A 24,181-nucleotide genomic window follows, 5' to 3' on the forward strand; every position below is an offset into this window, starting at 1 on the left:
CTTCTTCAATGGGTTCTCATTTGTAGCAATCTATGGCCTATGCCCTTGAGTGCGTCAATTGGTGATGCTTATTCCAAGTCCTCGCCCTCAAAATCGTCAATATGCGCAACCCGCGCACCCGTCTTATTGCTGGTCACAATCCCAAGCGACTTAAGTTTGCGATGAAGCGCGCTGCGTTCCATACCAACAAAGGTTGCGGTGCGGCTTATATTTCCGCCGAACCGATTGATTTGCGTCATTAAATACTCGCGTTCAAACAATTCACGCGCTTCACGAAGCGGCAAGGTCGCCAAACCCGCCGAAAGAACAACGCCCGAGCTCCCACCAGACGGCTCGCCCTGTTGCGGCAAATCGCTTGCCTCAATAATCTCGCTGTCATTGCCAAGAATTAGAATGCGTTCGATGACGTTTTTCAACTGGCGCACGTTTCCAGGCCAACTCATGGTCTGTAACAAGGCCTGCGCTTCCTCCGAAAGATGTCGCAAAGGTAGCCCCTGATCCTTGTTAAAGGCTGCGATAAAGGCGACGGCCAACTCGGGAATATCTTCCCGACGGTCTTCAAGCGAGGGCACGGTGATCGGCACGACATTCAAACGATGAAAAAGCTCCTGACGGAAATTTCCAGCTTCAATCTCGGCCTGCAAGTTCCTGTTTGTGCTCGATATAACGCGAATATCAACGCGAACCTTTTCGCCGCCGCCCACGCGTTGAAATTGCTGATCGACTAAAACGCGCAGGATCTTGCTCTGCGTCCCCATCGGCATATCGGCAACTTCATCAAAGTAGATAACGCCGCCATGCGCTTCCTCAAGCAACCCAGTTTCAATCCCGCGTTCTGGGCTTTCGCGCCCAAACAGGACTTCTTCCATCCGCTCGGGTTCAATTGACGCGGAATTAACCACGATAAACGGTGCAGACGCGCGATCACTTTCGCTGTGAATATACCGCGCAGCGCTTTCCTTGCCCGACCCAGCAGGTCCCCGCAGCATAATGCGGCCATTGGATTTGGTGACTTTTTCAAGGTTTGATTTCAAGGCCTTATAGGCGGAACTAGATCCAATCATTTCACTGAGCGTTACGTCCCGACGGCGCAACTCACTATTCTCACGGCGCAAGCGCGACGTTTCCATCGCCCGCGTAATAACGACCAAAAGCTGGTCAATATTGAAGGGTTTCTCAATGAAATCATAGGCACCCTGTTTTATCGCGGCGACGGCGATTTCGATATTCCCGTGACCAGAAATAATCACAATAGGCACATCGGGATGGCTGCGCTTCACCGATTTCAGGATGTCGATGCCGTCCATTTGGCTATCTTTCAGCCAAATATCAAGGATCATCAAACTCGGAGGCTCAGAAGCTATTTGATCCATACACTCGTCAGAGTTACTTGCAAGACGCGTTGTAAAGCCTTCATCTTTAAGGATATCCGATATTAGTTCACGAATATCACGTTCGTCGTCAACAATAAGAATGTCACTCATCAGCTCACCTCTTTCAGTTTTTTTGGCGTGCCCAAAGGAAGGGCAACAGCCACACAAGCGCCTGCATGTGTTGTGTTTCCAAATATTTCTGCATCCAAAAGCGCCAGCGTCCCGCCGTGCTCCTCGATGATTTTCTTAACGATGGGCAGGCCAAGGCCCGTGCCCTTATCGCGTGTTGTTACGTACGGCTCAAACAAGCGTGAGCGATCAATAGGAAAGCCAATGCCATTGTCGGAAATACGAATGCGCAGTGTCTCGTCATCTGCTTCCATATTAATTTTTACCATAGGAATAAACCCATCTGGAACGCCATTTTCGACATGTGTTTCAACCGCTTCGCCCGCGTTCTTAATTATGTTGGTCAAGGCTTGTGCGATCATCGTTGAATCCACATCCGCAAATATAGGCTCCTCTGGCAACTCAGCGACTAACTTCACGGGATCAAGCGCACCCGTTTGCAGATGAACGGCGTCCCGCATAATTTCGGTCAGATCATGACTGCGGAGTTCTGGTTCTGGCATGCGCGCAAACTTGGAAAACTCATCAACAATACGCCGCAAGTCATTGGTTTTACGCACAATAACATCGGTCATATAGGCCATGCCTTCTGCATCTTCTTCCGAAAGCTTTGAGGAATATTTTCGCTTTAAGCGTTCCGCCGATAGCTGGATTGGCGTCAACGGGTTTTTAATTTCATGCGCGATCCGACGCGCCACATCGCCCCAAGCGGCCATGCGTTGGGCAGAAACGAGGTCGGTCACATCGTCAAAGGCCACAACGTACCCTTCCAATGCGCCACCGGAACCGCGCCGTGGGGCGATCCGCACGAGGAGGTTTTCTTGCTTCCCGTCCCGCACGACAAGAACTTCTTCCTGCGCGGATTCTGCACGGTTGGCTTGTGTGCGGGCAAAAAAGTCACCGAATTCTGGCACCGCAAGCGACAGCTTTTGATTGCCAGAGTCATTTATATTCAACAACCCCTGTGCCGAACGGTTTACAAAATCAACGCCTCCATCCGCATCCAACCCGACAACGCCGGACGTGACCGAGCTTAAAACGGAATCAAAAAGGCGGCGGCGATCCTCAATTTGGCGTGTATTCTGGAGCAAAGTCTCCCGTTGCTCCCGCAATTGCCCCGTCATTTGGTTGAAATATTGCGACAGGAGCGCGATTTCGTCGTCGCCAGCCTCCTCATATACGCGCACGTTCAAATTGCCTGCGCCAACCTGTTGCGCCGCACTGGTCAACCGTCCCACGGGTCGCGCAAGACGCTCCGCAAACCAAAGTCCGAGCCAAATCGCGGCAAGGATCAAAATGACGGCAAACCCAAGGTACAGCAGGCCAAACTCAAACAGGATTTTACCGCGATCCTTTTCCAATTGTTCATAAAGGGAAACGTTTTGTTTTGTTTCGTCCAACAGGCTTAGGATATCCCCATCGACCTCTCGCGACAGGTACAGGTAGCGATCTGTTAGCCCTGAAAGCGCGACAAGGGCGCGAAATTCGTTGTTTTCCCAGTCCTTAATGACAACAGTTTCGCCCTTGCTGGCTTTGTCAAAATCAGAAGATTTGGGTTGTTCATAGTTGAACAAATAAGACCGATCCCCGCGGGCCCGAATGGTCCCTGCCCCGTCAACGACAAAAGCTTCGCGCAGGCCGCGTTGCACATTGGCTTGGGCATTGGTCAAAATCTCGCGCAAATCGCCGTCGGACATGCGAAAATTCCCCAAGGCCTCAATGTCGATGTCATTTCCAAGCTGCTCGGCGTCGGAAACAAGATCGCGACGATGCTCGGCTTCATAGGCTTGGGCGGCATCCAGTGAGCTTGAAACCACCTGTCGCACACGGTCCGAAAACCAGCCTTCAATCCCGACATTCACCGTCAACATGGCGAACACAGCGACCAAAATGGTCGGCAAAAGCGTCACGAGGGCAAAAACACCCGTCAGTCGAAGGTGGAGTTTTGAACCCGCGGATTTTGCCCGCCGTGCAGACACCATGCGCACGACTTGTTGGAGAACCAAGGCCGCAACGACGAGGGCATAGATCATATCCGCCAGCAGAATCAGCCGCAGACTATTGGGGCCTGTCGAAACTTCCAGTGGCCCAAGAATCACAAACGTCGCAGCAGCCAGAATAGGCCCCAAAACCACCATTCCGAGGGTCGCGAAGTTTTGAAAACGCTTTTGGCGCCTTAAACGTATAAGCCTATTGAATGTCGCACTACGGACCAAACTTGGCACCGCGTCCCCCAAAGATACTGTGCCCTTCGATAGGCACGCCACAATATATACCGTCTGTCACAAGGGTAGCAGCCTTCTTGCAACGGGTATGTTGCTCTTTTACATCAATTTGCGGCGGCGTGTCACGTTAATTTCGAGCTCTGTGATCTTCTTTCTGAGAGTATTTCGGTTAATCCCAAGTAAATCGGCGCATTTCGCCTGATTTCCACCCGTTGCATCAAGTGATATCTCGATCAATGGCGTCTCAACTTCACGCAGAATACGTTGATAAACGCCTGTCGGCGGCAACGCACCGCCATGAAGGTCAAAATAACGACGCAGATGTTTTGCCACCGAGGCCGAGAGCAATTCGCCCTCGCGGCCACCATTCGCGGGTTCGATTACTGGCTGATTCCCGAGGACAAGCTCAACTTCGGCCCGATTAATTTCTTCGCCGACGCTGGTCAAAACCAAACGGCGCACGGAATTCTCCAACTGGCGTACATTTCCAGGCCAGCTAAAGGCGCGAATGAGTTCCATTGCATCCGGTCCAATCCGACGCAAAGAGGCTCCTTCGCGCTCAGCCTTCGCAAGGAAATGTTCAGCAAGAAGCGGGATATCATCGACCCGTTCGCGCAGGGACGGCACCGTGATGGTCACACCACAGAGGCGGTAATAGAGGTCTTGGCGGAACGTCCCTGCCTCCATTTTCAGGCTCAAATTCGACTGACTCGTCGCCATAATACGCGGTGCATTATCGCCAAAACTATCCAACATACGCACTACACGGGCCTGTGCGTCGGCGTCGAGATCGCCCACTTCGTCAAAAAGGATCGAGCCGCCTTTGGCGCGTGAAATAACGGTGGCTGGCCCGTCCATGCCCTGCAAATCATTGGCGGAGGCCACAATGAATGGCTGAGTGCGGCGGTCAGAAAAGTCGTGAATTGCTCGCGCGATCAACGACTTGCCCGTGCCACTTTCACCCGAGATCATCACCGTCAAGTCGGTGTTCATCACTCGCGCTACCAGTCGATAGAGGGTTTGCATTTGGGCCGTGCGCCCCACCAACGGCAGATCATCTTGGGTGGATTCTCGCGGCGCGCCGGTCTCGTGGGACAAGGGATTGACGCGGCGTTTAATCTCAAGAGCGCGCGCGGCGCGTTTCATCAAATCGGGCAGGTCAAACGGCTTAGGCAAATAGTCATAGGCCTCGGCTTCGGCAGCTTGGATCGCGGTCATAATCGTGTTTTGGGCGGAAATCACAATTACCGGCAATCCGGGGCGCAATTCTCCGATGCGTGGCAGGGCCTCTATGCCATTGCCGTCGGGCATCATCACGTCGGAAATCACCAAATCGCCCTTCCCTTCTTCGACCCAGCGCATCAACGTCATTAACGACGAGGTTGCGTGCACTTTACAGCCCGCCCGAGTCAGTGCTTGCGTTAGAACTGTGCGAATTGTGCGGTCGTCGTCAGCGACAAGAACTGTACCGTCCATTATAGGATCTCCGTTTTATTTTGAGTGTTGGGCGCATCAACTGCGGATTCTTTTGGGGCAACAGGCAGCGAAATCCGAAACACGGTGCGCCCGGGGGACGAGTCAACGGCAATCCAGCCTTGGTGCTCCGAGATGATTTTACTCACCAACGCAAGGCCAAGCCCCGTGCCATTCTCACGCCCCGAAACAAAGGGTTCAAAGATGTCCCCCGCAATTTCGCTCGGCAATCCAGGGCCATCGTCAATGATCTCAATTTGAAGCGGGACCGAGCCAGACCCGTCTGTCCGACGTAGGCGCATCGAGTTTTCATAGAAGGTATGAATACGGATTTTGCCGCCGTTTTTATTGGCCTCCGAGGCGTTTTTCAAAAGGTTGAGGAACGCCTGTAGGAGCTGGTCCATATCACCCCATGTGGGTGGCATGGAGGGATCGTAATCCTCAATGATTTCCATATGTGCGCCAAAACCCACCATCGCCGAACGCCGCGCGCGATCAAGCACATCATGGATATTCACGGCGGTACACTGGGGTTTGAGGACATTGCCAAATTGCTCGACTTGCTCCAGAAGTTTCACAATCCGACGGCATTCTTGGACAATGAGGTCGGTCATTTCTTGATCATCATTCGACAGGTTCATCGCCAAGAGTTGCGCGGCCCCCGTAATGCCCGCGAGCGGGTTTTTAATCTCATGGGCCAGCATTTCCGCCATCCCGATCGCGGATTTCGCCGAAGTTTTGACCGAATGGCTCCGCCCTAAACGATCGGCAATTTCGCGCGGCGATATCAGCAGGAGGATTTTACCCGTCCGCTCGCCTTTACTAGAGCTCAGGGACGCAATTTGAATGTTGCACAGCACGGGCGCGCGCTCGCCACTTCCCACGTCGACATCATTGATAAATAACGCGGAATGGTCTTTTCGGACACGCTGAAAGCTGGTTTCGAGCGGCGAGTCGATCATAACTTTGTCCCACACCGACGCCCCTATGAGCATTTTTGCGGAGGAGTTTAAAAAGGCTTCGGCAACGGCATTGCTCTCGAGAATGCAATCTGCATCGTCAAGGATCAGCGCTGGAATTGGCAGCGACGCCCAGAGGTCAATGTCATATTCAATCATCGGTTAGTCCTTCGATCGGGCAATGGTCAGGAGAAAGAGCATCGGGCAGTAGCGCCAACACAGTTTTGGGGTTTTTCGCGATTAAAACGGCTTTGCGCAGGGCGGCTGGGGTGTGAACGCCATCCATGTACCAGCCCAGATGTTTGCGTGCGACGCGCCCGCCAAGAGGGACGGGATAGAATTCAAGCATGGCTTCATAGTGCCCCGAAACCATGTCGATCAGGGCATTTCCCTGCGGGATTTCGGGGGGTGCGGAGCCAAAAAGATCGGCGGCAACCTGTGCCAAAATCCACGGCACTCCCTGTGCGCCACGGCCAATCATCACACCATCCGCGCCAGATTGTGCAAGGGCCTGACGCGCGGTGTCGGCATTGATAATGTCCCCATTCGCCACGACGGGAATGGAAACGGCGGCTTTGACACCGGCAATCGCTTCCCAGTCGGCGCGACCTTTGTAAAACTGGCAGCGAGTCCGTCCGTGGATCGTAATCATGCGGATGCCCGCCGCCTCTGCGCGGGCCGCGAGTTCGGGCGCGTTAAGCAAAGCGTCGTCCCAACCCAAACGCGTTTTAAGCGTTACAGGCACCGAAACGGCCTCAACAACAGCCTCAATCAGCGTCAGCGCATGGTCCAAATCTTTCATCAGGGCGGACCCTGAATAGCCGTTCACGACTTTTTTCGCCGGACAGCCCATATTAATGTCGATCACACGCGCGCCGTTATCTTGGATCATTTTGGCGGCTTCGCCCATCCAATAGGCGTCTTTTCCGGCGATCTGAACCGAGGTATTGCTGCTATCAAACCCTAGTTCGGCCCGTTCGCGCACGCCGGGTTTGCCCTGAAACATTTCTTGACTGGCAACCATTTCGCTTACGACCAACCCTGCCCCAAAGGACGACACCAGATTGCGAAACGGCAAATCCGTAATTCCGGCCAATGGCGCCAATAGGACCGGTGGGTCCAAAATGATATCTGCAATATTAATGGTCAAACGCCTAATCCTTGTGCACATTTCAGTGCTACGCCCCACAAAAGCAAAAGGCAATTCCGCGACGGTGCATTCTGCGCGAAAAACACGCATTGCATAAAATTTAGGCAGCAACTCGCCCATTGTTCTCAAAGCGCGCATTGCTTAAACAAGGGGCGTGAAAACAACGAAAGTTAACAATCCCCTATGCGCATTGCTGCTTTAATTGTTGCCGCTGGAAATGGGTCTCGCATGGGCGCAGACAGGTCTGGGCGTGCGAAACAGTTCCAAATGCTCGCGGGGCGCGCGGTTGTGGCTCACACGGTCGATTGCTTTTCCAACCACCCGTTGATTTCCGAAATAATCATTGTTGCGCCAATGGGTGGAGTGGAGTGCGCGCGCGACGCCCTCAAAGGCCGAACCGATGTGATATATGTGGAGGGCGGCGATAGTCGCTCCGCCTCGGTCGCCCGCGGACTTGCGCAAATTCCTTCCCCGATCACCCATGTGTTAATCCACGACGGCGCACGCCCCTTGGTGGCAAAATCGACCATTGATGGCGTGATTGAAGCTCTTAAAACTGGTCCCGCCGCCGCTCCTGCTCTTGCCGTAACAGATGCGCTTTGGCGCGGGGCTGACGGGCAGGTAACCGCCCCGCAGGCAAGAGATGGATTATACCGCGCACAAACGCCGCAAGGCTTTGAAATAAATACTATTCGTACGGCGCATGCTTCTGGTATAGCTGCCGCAGATGATGTGGAACTCGCCCTTAGTTTAGGGATAGACGTAACCATAACTCAAGGCCACGAAGACAACCTAAAACTCACTTATCCCGCAGATTTTGACCGCGCGGAACGACTCTTAGCGATGAAAGAAGACCCGATGGATATTCGCCTTGGAAATGGCTTTGACGTGCATAGATTTGGCACGGGTGACCATGTTGTCTTATGCGGAGTGCGCGTCCCCTTCGAGCGCGGCCTCCAAGGACATTCGGATGCAGATGTCGGTATGCACGCAGTGACGGATGCAATTTATGGTGCCTTGGCGCAGGGAGATATTGGCCAGCATTTTCCCCCAAGTGATCCCCAGTGGAAGGGCGCTGAAAGCCATATTTTCTTACGTCACGCAGTGGAACTGGCGACGGAAATGGGGTTTTCAATCTCGAATGTGGATTGCACTTTGATCTGTGAATTCCCCAAAATCGGCCCCCACGCGGCCAATATGCGAATAGTAATGGCCGAAATTATGAACATGGAGGTGGATCGTGTGAGTGTGAAAGCAACAACATCCGAACGCCTTGGATTTACTGGGCGCGGCGAAGGCATTGCCTCGATCGCGACCGCAACATTGGTGAAAAAATGAGCAAACTCGCAAACTTCTCGGCCCAAGCCAGCAAACACATCGCGGTATTCTTCGGCGCAGGCCTGATTAAACCCGCTCCGGGCACATGGGGAAGCCTCGCGGCCCTGCCCGTCTTCCTGCTCGTACATCTGTATGGTGGGTTTTCGGGGGCGGTTTTGGCCACCATTGCGGTTATTTTTATCGGGGTTTGGGCTATTGAAAAGGAAACGCGCGGCAAGACAGATCACGACCCCAGTGAGATCGTAATTGATGAAGTTGCTGGCATGTGGATCGCGCTTTTACCTGTGTCTTATGGCGCACAGATCATGGGGGCGTCGATTTTGGCACTCTATCCGGGTTGGATCGTCGCCTTTGCCGCTTTCCGGCTTTTTGACATCACGAAACCAGGCCCTGTTGGCTGGGCGGACGAGCGCGACGATGCAATTGGCGTCATGCTCGACGACGTGATCGCAGGCGTGATGTCGGCGATTGTGGTTGTCGCCTTTGCTGCGCTTTATCACATTATCCTGACATGAGCTTGGCCGCGCAAATTCTTGAAAAGGCTAAGGTAAAGCAGACATTGATTGCGACAGCTGAAAGCTGCACGGGCGGCATGGTCAGCGCGGCTTTGACCGACGCCGCGGGAAGCTCTGCCATGTTTGATCGCGGTTTCATCACCTATACCAATCAAGCAAAACAGGACATGTTAAACGTCAGCGCCACTACTCTTAAGGCCCACGGCGCTGTCTCGAAGGAAGTGGCACGTGAGATGGCCGAGGGCGCGCTCGCGCATTCAAACGCCACCCTTGCGGTGTCGATCACGGGGATCGCCGGCCCCGGTGGTAGCGAGTTTAAACCCGAGGGGCGCGTGTGTTTTGGAGTCGCTGGTTTGGGGCAGGACACACATAGTGAAACCGTCGAATTTGGCGCTTTAGGGCGCGACAATGTGCGGATAAAAGCCCGAGACCACGCCCTCGCACTTTTGCTACGCGCACTTTCTTAATTTGACGTTTTTTTGTGCAGGACGCTAAAATACTGCGCATATTTTAGCGACTTTTAGAACTGCCCGTATTTTAGACCCCAAGGCAGGCCCTTGCCTCTTTCCTCAGCAAGCACAAGTCGCTTCAACCCCTTAACACCGGATTTTTGGAACGAACGGAGCGGAATATGAACGGGGCAGATACAGCTTGGATTTTGGTCGCAACGGCTTTGGTTTTGTTTATGACAATACCAGGGCTTGCGCTGTTTTATGGCGGACTCGTGCGGGCGCGCAATGTGCTCAGCGTCTTCATGCATTGTTATGCAATTGCGTGTTTAATGAGCGTTCTATGGTTCGCCTTTGGTTATACCATCGCGTTTGGCGACGGGAACGCCTATTGGGGCGGCTTGGGCAAAATGTTTCTCGATGGGGTGACTGTCGACAGCCTCACGGGAACTCTGCCGGAAGTATTGTTCTTTGCGTTCCAAATGACCTTCGCGATCATCACACCCGCGTTGATCGTTGGGGCTTATGTTGAGCGGATCGGTTTTGGGTTTGTAATGTTGTTTTCGGGCCTGTGGATGCTGTTGTGCTATGCGCCCGTGGTCCACTGGATTTGGGGCGGAGGATTCCTGTCGGACGGCGGGATATTTGGCGCGGTCGGCGTCAAAGACTTCGCGGGCGGCATCGTTGTGCATGAAACGGCAGGGATCGCAGCCCTCGTTTTGGCGGTGATGTTGGGCGCGCGCAGGGTGGCGACCAAGCCGCCCCACTCGCCGCCATTGGTGATGCTCGGCGCGTCCATGCTTTGGGTTGGATGGTTTGGCTTTAACGGCGGATCACAGCTCGCAGCAGACGGCGGCGCAGCTATGGCGATCACCGTCACACATATTTCAGCGGCAACCGCTTCACTTACGTGGGCCTTCTGGGAACGTGTTAAATATGGCAAAGCCAGCCTCGTGGGGATTGTCACAGGGACCATCGCGGGCCTTGCGTCGATCACGCCCGCTTCGGGATTCGTTGGCCCCGTCGAAGCCCTGATCATCGGCGCCGTCGCAGGCATTCTGTGTCAGGAAGCCGTGAATTTCATCCGCAACGGCATCAAATTAGACGACACATTGGACGTGTTTGCGGTGCACGGTGTTGGCGGTATTTTCGGCACGATTATGATTGCGGTGTTTGGCTATGGCACATGGACAGCGCAACTCGGCTCGCTGGCAATCGTGGGCGGATTTACACTGGTTGTCACTGTGGTTTTGGTCAAATTGGCCAGCATGGTCGTGATGTTCCGCGTGACAGAGGAAATGGAGGCAAATGGCCTCGACCTCGAAGAACACGGTGAGCGCGCTTACGAATTCAACTCGTAGTCAGCGAATACAATAATGGGGCCGTGCTTTGCTGCGCGGTCCTATTTTTTTGGAAAAACGCAAGGCACCGACTAACTTTTCCGCCGCTTTTCTAAGCTATAACCGGAAACAAGCATGCTAAATCTACCCTATCTCCGATGCCAAAACTTCCACACATGCTTTCCGCTCCTAAAGAGCCATCCTTGCTCTCCGGTTTTCAATGCAAGATTACGGAGGTGCGTGACACTAGATTCAAGTTTGGAAACGTTAGAGCGTTCTTGTAAACATTCTTGATATAATTTCGTAAGAATCTCATCAATCGTATTGCAGCGCGGCAATCGGACTTGTTGTTTTTTCAAGGCATCAAATAATAGTTTTGGCGTTATGTCCGACAAATCGGAAAGATATTTTTCGCAAGAGTCCAAATTTGACGCATGCGAAACTTGAGTGAAATCCACGTGAAAGCTATCTAGGAGAAACTTTGCATCATCATCTACTGTAGGACTCAAAAGCCCGCACAGGACGCCAGCATCAAGCTTATCATCACCTGAAGTAGGAAAAGCCATTGATAGAATGTTTATTAGTTTTTGTCTCGCCATAACGCGGTCATGATTACCGAAAATAGTAATAGGTAGCTTATTAAGCCGGTACACAAGCTTCGTTGCGGTCGCCGACAAAGATTCATTCACCCGCTTTCGGTCAATGCGTTCACTGTCCAACCCACAAATAGCTGCAAAGCCCGTAACGACATCACCATATTCGCTCACAACATCTGCAAAATCTTTTACGATCAAGCTTTCCTTTGGTAGATTTTTACTAAAGTACAGTAAGCGCTGCCTATAGACAGGGTCCATATATGGCAGAGTTTTAAGGGCACCGCCTTTAATACGTTCCTGAATTGCAGATGTAGCGAAGTCATTGGGCGCACGCACAAAACAGACAACCTTGACCCGAATACCTCTAGACTTAAAGAAGCGAAGCAATGAACGTTTTTCCTCCCAGAGCAACATGCTAATGCCTTCTCCAGAAATGATTAACCTTTCAAATTTGGGATCAACTAAATCTTTTTCAAGAACCTCTAGATAGTGTCTCTTTTTGTCATCAATCTCATCTTTGGAAAGGCCCACAATCTTCCAGAGATGATAGTCATATCGCGTTTCGGAAAAAATAGTGGAGAGCGCCATTGAGTGGTTAGTCTCCTCAAAGCGTGCATAAGTCGTGGTGTCATCGGAGTAGTTTTCGAGGCTCGCCTGAATGGATGACGATCCTGTTTTGTGCATTCCGATGTGTAGTATGACTTCCTTCATTTTTTCTTCCTATTTTCAGACATTGTTATCCTTCCTAGTCAAAAAAACAAAAAGGAACTCCAATAGGGACCTTTAAGGCATCGGGTATAAATACTTGGCACGGATTTCAAAAGCTCTCACAATGCGATGCATGGCTTCGTTAAAAACGACACCGATGAGTTTCTGCAGAATGATGTTTTTGAACTCAAAATCCACATAGAACTCTACTTCGCAACCACCAGCATCAATGTCACGGAATTTCCAATGGCTTTTGAGGTATTTAAATGGTCCATCAAGATATTCTGTCTCAATCAAGCTTTGCGCGGGAAACAAACGCACGCGACTGCCAAAACGCTCGCGAAACACTTTGAAGCTGATCACAAGGTCCGCAAGAACCTCGTCGCCGCCGTCAATCGGCGTAACGGAACGAATGCGTGCACCACTACACCACGGTAGGAACTCTGGGTATTTTGCCACATCAGCGACCAAATCGTACATCTGCTCGGCGGAATAGGGCAATATGCGCGTTTCTTGGTGGCTAGACATTGTGTTTCCAATTTTTACATGGCGTTGCCCCCCCATTTCGTGTACTCCGCGCCCAAATGCAAGGGGGGTTTCATGCCAACGCGTCCATATGTCATCGACCAAATGATCTCGGCCAAATCGATTGCGGCTCGGATTGAAATACTCGCCCACGAGATTGAAGCCGAGTTTCGAGACACGGATAAATTGATTGTTGTCGGCCTTTTGCGCGGCTCCTTTGTGTTTATCGCCGACATTGTGCGCGAATTGGATTTGCCCGTAGAGGTCGATTTTCTCGAGGCGTCCTCCTATGGGAATAGCACAGAGAGCAGTCGCGAAGTGCGCATTTTGAAAGATTTGCGCGGTGCGATTGAAGGCCGCGATGTCCTGGTTGTAGAGGACATTGTCGATACGGGGCACACGCTCTCGCATGTGACGCATATGCTGTTAAGCCGGAACCCAGCGCGCCTAAAAACCTGCGCTTTGCTTGATAAACCCGAACGCCGCGAAGTAGATTTCCGCGCCGACTGGACTGGTTTTGAAATCCCAGACGAATTCGTTGTCGGCTATGGCATTGATTTTGCGCAACGAAACCGCAACCTTCCGTATATCGGCAAAGTTCGTTTTATCGAGGAATAGATCATGAGCCTTAACCCGCGCCAATTTCTTCGCATACGTTTATGGACGGATAAACCGCCATCCTTACGCCGTGTTTTGGTGGTGTTTGGAGTGGTTTTGGCCTGTGGTGCTATTTATTCTGTGGAGCGTTGGGTCGGCTGGCCGCAAGAGTTGAGCAGCGAACGCCCGTCCAAAATCAAAGTTCAGAATTAGGCGATTATCCTAGGTATTCTCGGATTACCGCCAGAAAAGCGCCCGTTCCTACGGGTAAAATCTCGTCTGGGAAATCATAGGTTGGCGTATGAAGTTGGGGTTGATCTGTACCCGACCCAAGCCAGAACATCGCCGTGTGTGCTGACTGTGAATATTGCCCGAAATCCTCGGACCAAAGTTGCGGCTGTTGGGCTATTTCAAAAGGAATTTGCGCCTTTCGCAGGGATTTTTTTAACAGGTTTACCGCCTGAGGGTGATTTTCGCAGGCGTCAAAAACGTCATGGTAGGAAAATTCCAGCTCAAGTCCAACTTCGGCCGCAGCCTGAGTCGCAAGTGTTTCGGCCTGTTGGCACAGGTTTTCCATTGCCGCATCCGAGCGACTGCGCAGGGTGGCCCAAATCTCGGCATAACCAGGCGCGATTCCAAAGGTTGGTTTTCCGAGCGTTGCATGCGTCAGGGTTACGAGCGAGAAATCGGGCGATTGGACGCCGCCGGAAGGGTACGCAAGTGCGGCCAAAGCAGGCATCAGACGGGCAACGGTTGGCATGGGGGAAAGCCCGTCATGGGGAGCCGCCGCGTGGCTGGTTTTTCCCGTCAGCATAATTTTCAAACCCCGAGAAGCGCAATTGGCAGCCGTTGCCGGAATTTGAATTTTCCCCACGTCCTGTCCGGGTGCGTTGTGGAGCGAAAACAGGTAATCCAGCTTTAACGCCGCGAATTTCGGATCTTGAACAAGGGCTTTTGCACCCTGCCCTGTTTCCTCGGCGGGTTGGAAAATGAGTGCGACGGTGCCTGACTTGGGCCGCTGTTTTGAAAGCTCTTCGGCAAGGGCAAGTACCATGCTCATATGCCCGTCATGCCCACATAGATGCGCAACACCGTCGTTTTCGGAGCGGTAGGAAATGTCTGACAACTCATAAATCGGCAACGCGTCAAGCTCGGCGCGAAATCCAATAGTCGGGCCAGCTTGCGCACCATGAAAGAGGGCAATAACACCCTGCCCGCCGACGGATTTTAGAATCTTATCGGGAGCAAACCGCTTCAACTCCTGCGCAATAAGCGCCGAAGTTTTATGTTCTTGACCCGAGACTTCCGCGATCACGTGCAACGCGTGCCGTAAATCCCGAACCCAGTTGAGGTTCGCGCTCAACGCCCCAATTTCTGTAAACGCGCCGTCCGCAAGCGCGCGAAATCGTCCCCAGCGTGGTAGGAACTGCGGGTGAGCGGCGTGGCTGAAACCATATGGAACCCTTTGCCATAGGCGGCTTTTTCATAGGTTTTGAATTCTTCGGGCGTCACAAACCGATCAATCGCGTGGTGCTTGGGCGTTGGCTGAAGATATTGACCAATGGTCAGGAAATCGATGTCGGCGGCGCGCATGTCTTCCATGACTTGCATCACGGCTTGCTTGTCTTCGCCAAGACCGACCATGATACCCGATTTGGTAAACATCGACGGGTCCATTTCTTTAACCCTCTGCAAAAGGCGCAGAGAATGGAAATAGCGCGCACCGGGGCGGACTTCGGGATAAAGGCCGGGCACCGTTTCGAGATTGTGATTGAACACATCAGGACGCGCCTCAACGACCACTTCGAGAACCTTTGGGTCACAGCGAATAAAGTCGGGCGTCAGAATTTCGATCGTTGTATTGGGCGATTGCTTGCGAATGGCGCGGATGGTCTGGGCGAAGTGTTCGGCACCACCATCCTCAATATCGTCGCGATCCACAGAGGTAATCACCACGTGATTGAGGCCCAATTTCTTGACCGCATGGGCAACACGGCCCGGTTCAAACGCATCCAAATCTTCGGGGGGCTTGCCGGTCGCGATATTGCAGAACGTACAGGCGCGGGTACAAACCTCGCCCATAATCATCATCGTGGCATGCCCTTGGGACCAACATTCGCCAACGTTCGGACAGCCAGCTTCTTCGCAAACCGTGGTCAGCTTATTCTCGCGCATAATCTTATGCGTTTCAGCATAGCCTTTGCCGCCGGGCGCCTTTACGCGGATCCAGCTTGGCTTCTTGGGCTGTGGATTGTCCGGACGTTTTGCCTTTTCAGGATGACGTTCGGCCGGTATTTTTAGATCACGCATAGAATATTTCCCTTGATTAACCACAATATATCGCTTTTTCATGTGGCTACCAGAGCCAAGTTACACATGCATAACAGGCTTGCAATAGGGGGCGTAAGCTTCCAATGGAGAGACATATTATGAAAAAAGAAATTGCAGAAGTATTTGGCACCTTTGTATTGGTGTTTTTTGGGTGCGGCGCAGCAGTGCTAGGCTTTGAGATTGGGCACGTTGGTATTTCCATGGCGTTTGGCCTTTCAATTGTGGCTGCCGCCTATGGCATCGGCGCGATTTCTGGCGCGCATCTTAACCCAGCAGTGTCGTTGGGGATGGTCACGTCGGGCCGCATGAATGTGGGGGAATTCATCCGTTATTCTGTGGCGCAAATTGTCGGCGCCATCCTTGCCATCACGGCTGTATATTTAATTGCATCGGGAAAAGCGGACTATTCCGTTGCCGCAAATGGCCTTGGTCAAAACGGATATGGAGTTGGTTATAATGGGGAATATACCCTCGTTGCCGCGCTAATATTCGAGATCGTCGCGACATTTATCTTTGTGACCGTCATTCTTGGATCAACGGAAAAAGGCGCACCGGCAGCTTTTGCAGGTCTGGCAATTGGCTTGACGTTATTGGGCATCCACCTTGTTGGCATCAACGTTACGGGTGTTTCGGTGAACCCTGCGCGCTCCATTGCACCTGCGTTGTTCGCAGGAGGAACCGCCCTCGCCCAACTTTGGGTTTTCATCGTGGCACCACTCGCAGGTGGTGCGCTGGCAGGCGTGCTTTACGGCGCAGGCATTACCCGCGCAGACGCAGCTTAACCCACATAGCACAAAGTCGCGCAATACAAGGCCGTCCTTCGGGGCGGCCTTTTTGTCGCACCGCTTTAAGTAAGAAAACTAAAATTCCAAACGGATTCAGCCTTGAAGCCACGCCATTGCACGCTACTTAGAATCGTTATAAACCGCATTCGAATTCAAAAACACGACAGGAGCAGACATGCAAATTGGCGCAAAACTTCCAGACGTAACATTTCACACCCGCGTTCGCGACGAGTCTATTGGCGGCGACAATCCGTTCCGCTGGGAAAACAAAACAACCCGCGATTATTTCGCTGGCAAACGCGTTATTTTGTTCGCCCTCCCCGGTGCGTTTACGCCAACTTGCTCGACGTTTCAGCTCCCAGGGTTTGAAAAAGGCTTTGCTGACTTCCAACATGAAGGCATCGAGGGCATCTATTGTTTGTCCGTCAACGACAGCTTTGTGATGAACAAATGGGCCCAGAGCCAAGACCTTAAAAACGTCAACGTCATTCCCGACGGTTCCGGCGAATTTACCCGCAAAATGGGCATGCTGGTTGAGAAATCCAACGTAGGCTTTGGCATGCGGTCGTGGCGCTATGCAGCCATCGTGAATGACGGTGTGATCGAGGGCTGGTTCGCAGAACCCGGCATTGCCGACAATGGCACTGAGGATACCTATGGCGAGTCCTCACCAGAAAACCTGTTGAACTGGCTCCGCGCAGAGAAATCAGTCGCGGCTTAAGGCTTCACGTTTTATAGACACGAAAAGGGCCTTCCATTGGAAAGGCCCTTTTTTGTTTTCGTATATTTTGCGCATCAACCAATCATCGGTCCGTGTTTTCCATAGGACTTCGTCGTGTGAAAAGCTAACCGTTGCAAGGCGATTTTTAGCACGATTTTGCCACTCCGCGCGGCCCAATCCATCTCTTTTTCGGTGGTTTCAATCCCCTCAAGGAAACAGCAACACCGCAAAACGACATGCCCAAGTCCCGGGCCCAAATCCCGCAGCGCCTCACGGGTGCGATCATGGGCGGCCTTTTGTTTTTCATTGCGAAACGTGGGCGTCGAAACCGTTGAGCCATCTTCGATTTGCATCAAATATTGCTCCCAAATCTTTTGGTCCTGAAGCCCCATTTGAGCCAATTCGAAATCTTCCCGAAGCCGCTCGCCGGCGGCGACTAAATCGTCGTTTAAAAAGGGCTTACCGGTTTTGTCACGGCGACGGGCCAAGGCGATAAGCGGGCTTTCTGCCAAGGTATAGCGCTTAACCGGCCGGTCTTCGTCACGATCATTGGACCATGTGGTGGGAGCGGCATCAAAACGCGTGGGGGCCTCGGCAAACCCATGTGCCATCCCGCCCATACGGTTTGGGGCGTCCATTGTGGATTTCAGGAAACTACGGCCAGAAACCGTCGCTTCATACTGGGCGATTTTACCGGATTTTTTGCATTTTATCCATTCTTTGAGCGCCATCGCCTCGGCAATATGACGATCAACAATTGCCGTGCGCGCGGATTTCCCACCGGGAAGATCCCGCAGCACAACTGCCTTATCCATATTCCCAGCAACGACCAAAACCGCCCCTGTTTCACACAGGCGTCGCAACACCCGTTGCGCCTCGGAATGCAGCTCAATATCAGAGGCCGTTTGGTTTGGGTTTCGTTTGGGCGCAGCCATCTGGGTATCCTTGTTTATAGGGCTGTTGGGAAAATGTGCTTTGCCCAAGTCGCGCAGAGCCTTGTCGATTAGAATATCATCGCGACGGTTTTCAAACCGGCGGATTTGACGCAAAACAGTGGACGCGTGGCATCCAGCGTTTCGTGCCACGGCACGAATGGACAGACCCGTTTCCGTGTGAAGTAAATAGCGTTCAGCGGCATCCGGTACCCAGTGGGGCAGCAACGTACGAACCGGTCTGCTATCCAAATTTTCCCCCATTACAGTCTCCTTGAGTTGGCAATGGTCTTATGGCGATTTTGTAGGAAGGAATGATGTTTCAATTGGTTACGCCCTCGTTAAAATCTTGTGACTTCGCTATGATTGTTTCCAAATGCTAAACAATCGGTAAACTAACGTTCGGCGATTATTTTCATCCGCAACACACGCGTAAGTTGAGTCATTCTGTGTAGACATCAAAAACTCACGGAGAAGACCATGAATGATATCCTAACAATGCTGAAAATGTTGAACCGCCCTCGCCTCCTCGTTCGAGCTGCTCGCCACGGTTTAAGCGAGTATAATAGGGACCGTCACCTTCCACGCCTAATCAAAGACGCACGTCTTCCGGGCCCTGGACAGGCCGTAATTACCCTCATGAGTGAGGAACAGATTCTCGAAGAAAAGCGGAAATTGGGCGACGCAAGTTACAGTGTAATGCTGCATATTGAGATGCTTGTCGCGCTTATGGGGGAAGCAAAATTATTAGCGGTGCGGACAGCATAAAGGGCGGAAAACCAGTTTCCGCCCCAATTTGAGGTAAATTGTGTCTATAAGAACGAATCTGGAACAGAGGCTTTCTTTTCAGCTACATAGCTCCTAAGGGCTCGCTCGATTAGGGGATCAAGTGCTGGAGCACGGTAGTCTGAGAGCAGTTGTTTCACCTTCGTCGCGGCCAAAGATTGGCTATCCCGCGCGCCTTCGTCTTCCCACGTCTCGAAGGGTTTATAGTCGAGGACATTGCTGCGCCAAAAGGCCGACTGATAATTCGCTTGGGTATGGGCGCACCCTAAAAAGTGCCCCCCCGGCCCAACTTCAACGATCGCGTCCATGGCTTGGGCGTTTTCATCTATCGCAACGCCCTCAGCGAGCTTGTGCAAAGCCCCCAGTTGGTCCGCATCAAGAACAAACTTCTCAAGCGAAGCTACAAGCCCGCCTTCAAGCCAACCACAGGCATGGAGCATGAAGTTCACGCCGCCCAAAAGAGCCGCGTTGAGGGTATTTGCGGTTTCATATCCCGCCTGCGCATCGGGCAGCTTTGAGCCACAGAGCCCGCCACCAGACCTAAACGGAAGGTTAAGGCGGCGCGCGAGCTGGCCCGCACCGTAAAGGATTTGTGAAGCTTCTGGTGTGCCAAAGGTCGGTGCACCCGAATTCATGTCGATCGACGTCACAAATGTTCCGAAAATCACCGGAGCGCCTTTGCGGATCAGTTGGCTATAGGCAACGCCCGCCATAACCTCGGCCAAAACCTGCGCTAATGTCCCCGCGACGGAAACAGGTGCCATAGCCCCGCCAACAACGAAAGGCGAAATAATGCAGGCCTGATTTGCACGCGCATAGACCTCAAGCGACCCCATCATAATCGAGTCAAACGAGAGCGGTGAGTTGATATTGATGAGCGACGTCATCACCGTATTGTCCCGCACGAAGTCCTTGCCGAACAGAATTTCACACATCTCCACACTGTCTTGAGCGCGGCTAGGTTCAGTAACCGAGCCCATAAACGGCTTATCGCTCAAGGTCATATGCGCCAAGAGCATGTCGAGATGCCGCTTGTTCACTGGTACATCGGTCGGCTCACACACGGTTCCGCCGGAGTGGTGCAAGAATTTGGACATATAGCCCAAACGCACGAAATTCTCGAAATCAGCCATGGTGGCATAGCGGCGCCCACCCTCAAGATCGCGCACGAAGGGCGGACCATAAACAGGCGCGAGCACCAGTTTTTTGCCGCCGATTTCCACATTCCGTTCGGGATTGCGCGCATGCTGGATAAAACTCGACGGCGCTGTTTTGCACAATTCCCGCGCCAATCCACGAGGAATCCGCACGCGATCATCCTCAATTTGCGCACCAGCCGCGCGCCAAAGCTCCAACGCTTCCGGATTTTCGAGGAAATTCACACCTGTTTCTGCCAAAATCGTTTCGGCGTTGCGCTCGATTATTTGAAGCGCTTCCTCGTTGAGGATTTCGTAATTTGGGATCGCGCGATCAATGACGGGCGCGGTATCAAAACTTACGGCACTGCGTGCGGCGCGACGCGCAGAACCGCCGCCTCCCCGTTTGCGACCTGATTCTAACGTCATAAACGTCTCCTATACCGATGTTTACTTTTGTTCTCATGACCGCTGCCTTTGGCGGTGTTAAAAACAGACATTTTTGGACGGAAAGCGACATTTGTGTTTAATTCCATGTGCAGTTTAAAAATTACACGCAAATTGCCGCCCGAGGGTCGCAACCACTTGCACAGAACGCCCATGCACATTATTGCCAAATAATGAATGATATTCCTTCGCATGAGCGCCTGCTAATCATCGACTTTGGGTCCCAAGTGACGCAGCTCATTGCGCGTCGTCTGCGCGAGCTTTCTGTCTATTGTGAAATCCATCCGTTTCAAAAAGTGACTCCTGCTTTCTTGGCCGAATTTGCGCCAAAAGCGGTGATCCTGTCAGGCGGCCCCGCCAGCGTGATTGACGAGGGATCGCCCCGTCCACCAAAAGAGGTATTTGACCTCGACGTGCCTATTTTGGGCATTTGTTACGGTCAACAAGTTATGATGCATATGCTGGGCGGCAAGGTTGAATCCGGCCACGGAACGGCCGAATTTGGGCGCGCCTATGTTGTGCCAACCGGCGAGAAAATCGACCTTTTGGACGGCTGGTTTGCACAAGACAAAGAGCAGGTATGGATGAGCCACGGCGACCACGTGAGCGCCATCGCTGCCGGGTTTGAAGTATATGGCACCTCGCCAAACGCTCCTTTCGCGATCACCGCAGACACGGCACGCGGTTTCTATGCGGTGCAGTTCCACCCTGAAGTTCACCATACCCCGAATGGCGCGAAATTCTACGAAAATTTTGTCAAAATGGCAGGCTTTACAGGCGATTGGACCATGGGCGCGTACCGCGAACAAGCGATTGACGCAATCCGCGAACAAGTCGGTGACAAGCAGGTTATCTGTGGGTTGTCGGGCGGCGTAGACAGCTCGGTCGCAGCGGTTTTGATCCACGAAGCGATTGGTGATCAGCTGACCTGTGTGTTTGTTGACCACGGTTTGCTGCGCAAGAATGAAGCCGAAGAAGTCGTAAAAATGTTCCGCGACAATTATAAAATCAAGCTGATCTATGCGGATGAAAAAGAGCTGTTTCTGGGCGCGCTCGACGGGCAATCTGATCCCGAAACCAAGCGCAAAATCATCGGTGGCTTGTTTATTGATGTGTTCCAGAAATACGCCAATGGAATCGAAGGCGCGGAATTCCTCGCTCAGGGCACGTTGTACCCCGATGTGATTGAATCCGTGAGCTTTTCCGGCGGCCCTTCCGTCACGATCAAAAGCCACCACAATGTGGGCGGCCTGCCTGAGAAGATGGGTCTTAAACTCGTGGAACCACTTCGCGAATTGTTCAAGGATGAGGTCCGTGCGTTGGGCCGCGAACTTGGCCTTCCCGCGAGCTTTATTGGCCGTCATCCCTTCCCAGGGCCTGGCCTTGCGATCCGTTGCCCCGGTGAGATTACCCGCGCCAAACTTGAGATCCTGCGCGAAGCGGATGCCGTTTATATCGATCAAATCCGCAAACACGGTCTTTATGACGAGATTTGGCAAGCTTTCGTCGCCATTCTCCCTGTGCGCACCGTCGGTGTGATGGGCGATGGGCGCACCTATGATTTCGCCTGTGCTTTGCGCGCAGTCACGTCGGTGGACGGAATGACGGCGGATTATTATCCATTTACCCATGAATTCCTTGGCGAAACCGCGACGCGGATCATCAACGAAGTTCAAGGTATCAACCGCGTGACCTATGATATCACCTCAAAACCTCCCGGTACGATCGAGTGGGAATAAAGCAACGTTTACGCGCGAGATTAGCTCCACAGGCTCCTGCGCCCATCGAACCCGTCTTGTTTTCCCAAAGCAGTGAGTTGCTTGCGAAGATTGAGTCCGACCTGACCGCGCAATCCACGCGAGGCGAAGCGCTTGCGCGTCTTCGGGCGTTGGGGCTGTCGGATTTCGGACTGTTTCTTATTTCGCTGCCCGATGCGACTTACCCCAAGTTGTCGGCCTTGCTTCCGCGCATGGCCGAGGCCGAGGTTCAACGCAATTGGACTGGCAACAGCGGCGCGTTCCTTTTGACCCAGACGCTCGATTTCGTGCGATCTGCGGCCTATAACTACTCTGAAATTTCAGGGAAATCCCTGTCAGACGCCAAAATTCTGGACTTTGGTTGTGGCTATGGCCGCATCAGCCGCATGATGTATTTTTTTACCGAGGAAGAAAACTACTTCGGCGTCGACCCTTGGGATCGCTCCATCGAAATCTGTAAAAACGATGGCCTAACCACAAATTTCGCGGTCTCTGATTATTTGCCCACAGACTTGCCCGTCGGTGACGCGCGATTTGATTTTATCTTTGCCTTCTCGGTGTTTACGCACCTTTCTGAACGTGCCACGCGCGCGGGAATCTCAACGGTAGCAAAATATCTCACTGCGGATGGCGTCCTCCTTATCACAACGCGCGAGATCGAGTATTGGGCACAGCATTTCAAAGAAACCGCCCCCCAACAGCGTGCGCACTGTGAAGCGTCACACGTTGCAGACGGGTTTGCTTTTGTTCCCCATAGCCGAGAAACAGTTGACGGGGATGTAACTTACGGCGACACATCCATGACCGTTGCGTGGTTCCACGCGCAATTCCCCGACCTCAAAATCGTGAAGCAAGACCGCTCCCTCAACGATCCCTATCAATCTTATTGGTTCGTTCAAAAACGTTAAAACTAGTTTGGACTGACCTATGATCCCTCCGTCAAAAAACACCGACCATGCGGATTTTATCCATGCTGCGTTTTGGATGTGTGGGGCCGTGTTTGCCTTTAGCGCAATGGCCATCGCGGGGCGCGCGGTCATGCAGGAATTGGATACGTTTGAGTTGATGATGTACCGCTCTTTTACGGGTGTGGTCATTGTTTGCGGCTATATCCTGTGGTCCAAACGCCACTCCGAAATCACGTTGCGCTATTTTCGTCAACATCTGGTGCGCAATCTGTTTCATTTTACGGGGCAAAACCTTTGGTTCGCAGCTCTTTTCCTCATTCCAATCGCCAAAGTGTTTGCCATTGAGTTCACATCGCCCGTTTGGGTGTTGCTTCTCGCTCCGTTCATCTTGGGGGAAAAACTTACCGGAAGCCGCGCTTTGACAGCATTGGTCGGCTTCGCTGGGATTTTGATTGTAACGCGCCCCACATTTGGCAACTTGTCCTTGGGCGAAGGCCTCGCGGCCTTGGCTGCCATTTGTTTTGCCCTCACGAGCCTATTGACACGTCGCCTGACCCGCACTCAGTCAATCACGGCGATCATGTTCTACCTCACCGTCACACAAGCAGTTTTTGGCGTTGTGATGTCGGGCTATGACGGCGAGATTGCTCTGCCCAGCCTCTCCCTCGTACCTGCGGTGATTATCGTTGGCCTCATGGGGTTGATGGCGCACTTATGCTTAACGCGGGCGTTATCCTTAGCCCCTGCGGCGTCCATTATGCCGATCGATTTTGCCCGTCTGCCGGTTATCGCAATATTAGGGTTTATCTTGTTTAACGAAACCGTCGACATCTATGTATGGATCGGAGCGATTATTATCTTTAGTGCAAATTATCTTAATCTTGTGCATGAGTCGCGGATTTCACGGGAGGCTCAAAGCTAAACCCAACAGTTCAGTTATAAGAAACCGGTGACTGAAATAACACAATTACGTTGCGGTACTTTCTGCAAAACTTAACGTC

23 protein-coding genes are annotated in these 24,181 nt (G+C 52.5%); 12 read left to right on the forward strand and 11 right to left on the reverse strand.

All coding sequences use genetic code 11. The annotated features are described in order from the left end of the window. Window positions 1-68 precede the first annotated feature (68 nt). The 5 genes from AB9F26_RS06920 to dusB all read right to left on the reverse strand — a co-directional run bounded on the left by AB9F26_RS06920 (window position 69) and on the right by dusB (window position 7,309). Window positions 69-1,484, reverse strand: a complete 1,416-nt coding sequence (locus tag AB9F26_RS06920; protein WP_335585534.1) for a sigma-54 dependent transcriptional regulator — start codon at window positions 1,482-1,484, stop codon at window positions 69-71. Further along, complete coding sequence (locus AB9F26_RS06925) at window positions 1,484-3,640, reverse strand: PAS domain-containing sensor histidine kinase (RefSeq protein WP_335585533.1); 2,157 nt, start codon at window positions 3,638-3,640, stop codon at window positions 1,484-1,486. Before AB9F26_RS06925 ends, AB9F26_RS06920 begins: the two co-directional genes overlap by 1 nt. 186 nt (window positions 3,641-3,826) lie before the next feature. Beyond that, window positions 3,827-5,203 carry a sigma-54-dependent Fis family transcriptional regulator gene (locus AB9F26_RS06930; RefSeq protein WP_039003549.1) on the reverse strand — a complete coding sequence of 459 codons (1,377 nt, stop codon included), beginning with the start codon at window positions 5,201-5,203 and terminating at the stop codon, window positions 3,827-3,829. Then, a complete protein-coding gene (locus tag AB9F26_RS06935; RefSeq protein ID WP_052274989.1) occupies window positions 5,203-6,318 on the reverse strand; it encodes a nitrogen regulation protein NR(II) in 1,116 nt (371 codons plus the stop codon). Before AB9F26_RS06935 ends, AB9F26_RS06930 begins: the two co-directional genes overlap by 1 nt. Then, window positions 6,311-7,309, reverse strand: a complete 999-nt coding sequence (gene dusB / locus AB9F26_RS06940) for a tRNA dihydrouridine synthase DusB (RefSeq protein WP_369767683.1) — start codon at window positions 7,307-7,309, stop codon at window positions 6,311-6,313. Before dusB ends, AB9F26_RS06935 begins: the two co-directional genes overlap by 8 nt. Window positions 7,310-7,492: 183 nt before the next feature. Here dusB and AB9F26_RS06945 point away from each other — a divergent pair, with 183 nt between their 5' ends. The 4 genes from AB9F26_RS06945 (at window position 7,493) to AB9F26_RS06960 (ending at window position 10,972) form a co-directional block, all read left to right on the forward strand. After that, window positions 7,493-8,647 (forward strand): bifunctional 2-C-methyl-D-erythritol 4-phosphate cytidylyltransferase/2-C-methyl-D-erythritol 2,4-cyclodiphosphate synthase, encoded by a 1,155-nt coding sequence (locus tag AB9F26_RS06945; protein WP_369767684.1) that lies wholly within the window; start codon window positions 7,493-7,495, stop codon window positions 8,645-8,647. Then, window positions 8,644-9,162 carry a phosphatidylglycerophosphatase A gene (locus AB9F26_RS06950; RefSeq protein WP_335585530.1) on the forward strand — a complete coding sequence of 173 codons (519 nt, stop codon included), beginning with the start codon at window positions 8,644-8,646 and terminating at the stop codon, window positions 9,160-9,162. Before AB9F26_RS06945 ends, AB9F26_RS06950 begins: the two co-directional genes overlap by 4 nt. Window positions 9,163-9,164: 2 nt before the next feature. Further along, window positions 9,165-9,629 carry a CinA family protein gene (locus AB9F26_RS06955; RefSeq protein WP_369757655.1) on the forward strand — a complete coding sequence of 155 codons (465 nt, stop codon included), beginning with the start codon at window positions 9,165-9,167 and terminating at the stop codon, window positions 9,627-9,629. Window positions 9,630-9,793: 164 nt separating this feature from the next. Then, window positions 9,794-10,972 (forward strand): ammonium transporter, encoded by a 1,179-nt coding sequence (locus tag AB9F26_RS06960; RefSeq protein WP_335585528.1) that lies wholly within the window; start codon window positions 9,794-9,796, stop codon window positions 10,970-10,972. Between the two features lie 128 nt (window positions 10,973-11,100). Here AB9F26_RS06960 and AB9F26_RS06965 read toward each other — a convergent pair whose 3' ends face one another. Beyond that, a complete protein-coding gene (locus AB9F26_RS06965) occupies window positions 11,101-12,258 on the reverse strand; it encodes a hypothetical protein (protein ID WP_369767685.1) in 1,158 nt (385 codons plus the stop codon). Window positions 12,259-12,330: 72 nt separating this feature from the next. Next, window positions 12,331-12,783: a type II toxin-antitoxin system RatA family toxin gene (locus AB9F26_RS06970; RefSeq protein WP_039003581.1), complete on the reverse strand. Its 453-nt coding sequence runs from the start codon at window positions 12,781-12,783 to the stop codon at window positions 12,331-12,333. Between the two features lie 72 nt (window positions 12,784-12,855). On the opposite strand from AB9F26_RS06970, the gene hpt reads away from it, so the two are divergent. Both hpt and AB9F26_RS06980 read left to right on the forward strand, forming a co-directional pair. After that, complete coding sequence (gene hpt / locus AB9F26_RS06975) at window positions 12,856-13,398, forward strand: hypoxanthine phosphoribosyltransferase (protein WP_369767686.1); 543 nt, start codon at window positions 12,856-12,858, stop codon at window positions 13,396-13,398. Between the two features lie 3 nt (window positions 13,399-13,401). After that, entirely contained in the window at window positions 13,402-13,590 is a 189-nt protein-coding gene (locus tag AB9F26_RS06980) for a hypothetical protein (protein WP_369767687.1), read from the forward strand. 4 nt (window positions 13,591-13,594) lie between these two features. On the opposite strand, the gene AB9F26_RS06985 is transcribed toward AB9F26_RS06980, so the two are convergent. Both AB9F26_RS06985 and lipA read right to left on the reverse strand, forming a co-directional pair. Further along, window positions 13,595-14,740, reverse strand: coding sequence for an amidohydrolase (locus AB9F26_RS06985; protein ID WP_369767688.1), 1,146 nt, complete (start codon window positions 14,738-14,740; stop codon window positions 13,595-13,597). Continuing rightward, window positions 14,737-15,687: a lipoyl synthase gene (lipA, locus tag AB9F26_RS06990; RefSeq protein WP_335585524.1), complete on the reverse strand. Its 951-nt coding sequence runs from the start codon at window positions 15,685-15,687 to the stop codon at window positions 14,737-14,739. Before lipA ends, AB9F26_RS06985 begins: the two co-directional genes overlap by 4 nt. A gap of 116 nt (window positions 15,688-15,803) precedes the next feature. Between lipA and AB9F26_RS06995 the strand changes: the two genes are divergently transcribed. Then, complete coding sequence (locus tag AB9F26_RS06995) at window positions 15,804-16,490, forward strand: aquaporin (protein WP_335585591.1); 687 nt, start codon at window positions 15,804-15,806, stop codon at window positions 16,488-16,490. Between the two features lie 178 nt (window positions 16,491-16,668). Further along, on the forward strand, window positions 16,669-17,214 hold the full coding sequence (locus tag AB9F26_RS07000; protein ID WP_369755720.1) for a peroxiredoxin: 546 nt from the start codon (window positions 16,669-16,671) through the stop codon (window positions 17,212-17,214). A 74-nt stretch (window positions 17,215-17,288) separates the two neighbouring features. Here the strand turns inward: AB9F26_RS07000 and AB9F26_RS07005 are convergent, their stop codons facing one another. After that, window positions 17,289-18,410, reverse strand: a complete 1,122-nt coding sequence (locus AB9F26_RS07005) for a DUF6456 domain-containing protein (protein ID WP_335585522.1) — start codon at window positions 18,408-18,410, stop codon at window positions 17,289-17,291. Between the two features lie 216 nt (window positions 18,411-18,626). On the opposite strand from AB9F26_RS07005, the gene AB9F26_RS07010 reads away from it, so the two are divergent. After that, window positions 18,627-18,914, forward strand: coding sequence for a DUF6477 family protein (locus AB9F26_RS07010; protein WP_039003539.1), 288 nt, complete (start codon window positions 18,627-18,629; stop codon window positions 18,912-18,914). A 44-nt stretch (window positions 18,915-18,958) separates the two neighbouring features. Here the strand turns inward: AB9F26_RS07010 and AB9F26_RS07015 are convergent, their stop codons facing one another. Then, window positions 18,959-20,497, reverse strand: a complete 1,539-nt coding sequence (locus AB9F26_RS07015) for a trimethylamine methyltransferase family protein (RefSeq protein ID WP_039003538.1) — start codon at window positions 20,495-20,497, stop codon at window positions 18,959-18,961. 191 nt (window positions 20,498-20,688) lie between these two features. Between AB9F26_RS07015 and guaA the strand changes: the two genes are divergently transcribed. The 3 genes from guaA to AB9F26_RS07030 are packed head-to-tail and all read left to right on the forward strand — an operon-like array spanning window position 20,689 to window position 24,102. Beyond that, window positions 20,689-22,254, forward strand: a complete 1,566-nt coding sequence (gene guaA, locus AB9F26_RS07020; protein WP_369767689.1) for a glutamine-hydrolyzing GMP synthase — start codon at window positions 20,689-20,691, stop codon at window positions 22,252-22,254. Then, on the forward strand, window positions 22,245-23,180 hold the full coding sequence (locus AB9F26_RS07025; protein WP_369757653.1) for a class I SAM-dependent methyltransferase: 936 nt from the start codon (window positions 22,245-22,247) through the stop codon (window positions 23,178-23,180). The genes guaA and AB9F26_RS07025 overlap by 10 nt, the downstream gene beginning before the upstream one ends. 19 nt (window positions 23,181-23,199) lie before the next feature. After that, window positions 23,200-24,102, forward strand: coding sequence for a DMT family transporter (locus AB9F26_RS07030; RefSeq protein WP_335586695.1), 903 nt, complete (start codon window positions 23,200-23,202; stop codon window positions 24,100-24,102). The last annotated feature ends 79 nt before the right edge of the window (window positions 24,103-24,181 follow it).

The organism is Falsihalocynthiibacter sp. BN13B15 (assembly GCF_041205415.1).
Classification (GTDB): Bacteria; Pseudomonadota; Alphaproteobacteria; order Rhodobacterales; family Rhodobacteraceae; genus Falsihalocynthiibacter; species Falsihalocynthiibacter arcticus.

Bases quoted from the DNA above. Each gene is read 5' to 3' on its own strand.
- AB9F26_RS06920 (WP_335585534.1), bottom strand. From the start codon at position 1,484: ATGAGTGACATTCTTATTGTTGACGACGAACGTGATATTCGTGAACTA.
- AB9F26_RS06925 (WP_335585533.1), bottom strand. From the start codon at position 3,640: ATGGTGGTTTTGGGGCCTATTCTGGCTGCTGCGACGTTTGTGATTCTT.
- AB9F26_RS06930 (WP_039003549.1), bottom strand. From the start codon at position 5,203: ATGGACGGTACAGTTCTTGTCGCTGACGACGACCGCACAATTCGCACA.
- AB9F26_RS06935 (WP_052274989.1), bottom strand. From the start codon at position 6,318: ATGATTGAATATGACATTGACCTCTGGGCGTCGCTGCCAATTCCAGCG.
- AB9F26_RS06945 (WP_369767684.1), top strand. From the start codon at position 7,493: ATGCGCATTGCTGCTTTAATTGTTGCCGCTGGAAATGGGTCTCGCATG.
- AB9F26_RS06950 (WP_335585530.1), top strand. From the start codon at position 8,644: ATGAGCAAACTCGCAAACTTCTCGGCCCAAGCCAGCAAACACATCGCG.
- AB9F26_RS06960 (WP_335585528.1), top strand. From the start codon at position 9,794: ATGAACGGGGCAGATACAGCTTGGATTTTGGTCGCAACGGCTTTGGTT.
- AB9F26_RS06965 (WP_369767685.1), bottom strand. From the start codon at position 12,258: ATGAAGGAAGTCATACTACACATCGGAATGCACAAAACAGGATCGTCA.
- AB9F26_RS06970 (WP_039003581.1), bottom strand. From the start codon at position 12,783: ATGTCTAGCCACCAAGAAACGCGCATATTGCCCTATTCCGCCGAGCAG.
- hpt (WP_369767686.1), top strand. From the start codon at position 12,856: ATGCCAACGCGTCCATATGTCATCGACCAAATGATCTCGGCCAAATCG.
- AB9F26_RS06980 (WP_369767687.1), top strand. From the start codon at position 13,402: ATGAGCCTTAACCCGCGCCAATTTCTTCGCATACGTTTATGGACGGAT.
- lipA (WP_335585524.1), bottom strand. From the start codon at position 15,687: ATGCGTGATCTAAAAATACCGGCCGAACGTCATCCTGAAAAGGCAAAA.
- AB9F26_RS07000 (WP_369755720.1), top strand. From the start codon at position 16,669: ATGCAAATTGGCGCAAAACTTCCAGACGTAACATTTCACACCCGCGTT.
- AB9F26_RS07005 (WP_335585522.1), bottom strand. From the start codon at position 18,410: ATGGGGGAAAATTTGGATAGCAGACCGGTTCGTACGTTGCTGCCCCAC.
- AB9F26_RS07010 (WP_039003539.1), top strand. From the start codon at position 18,627: ATGAATGATATCCTAACAATGCTGAAAATGTTGAACCGCCCTCGCCTC.
- AB9F26_RS07015 (WP_039003538.1), bottom strand. From the start codon at position 20,497: ATGACGTTAGAATCAGGTCGCAAACGGGGAGGCGGCGGTTCTGCGCGT.
- guaA (WP_369767689.1), top strand. From the start codon at position 20,689: ATGAATGATATTCCTTCGCATGAGCGCCTGCTAATCATCGACTTTGGG.
- AB9F26_RS07030 (WP_335586695.1), top strand. From the start codon at position 23,200: ATGATCCCTCCGTCAAAAAACACCGACCATGCGGATTTTATCCATGCT.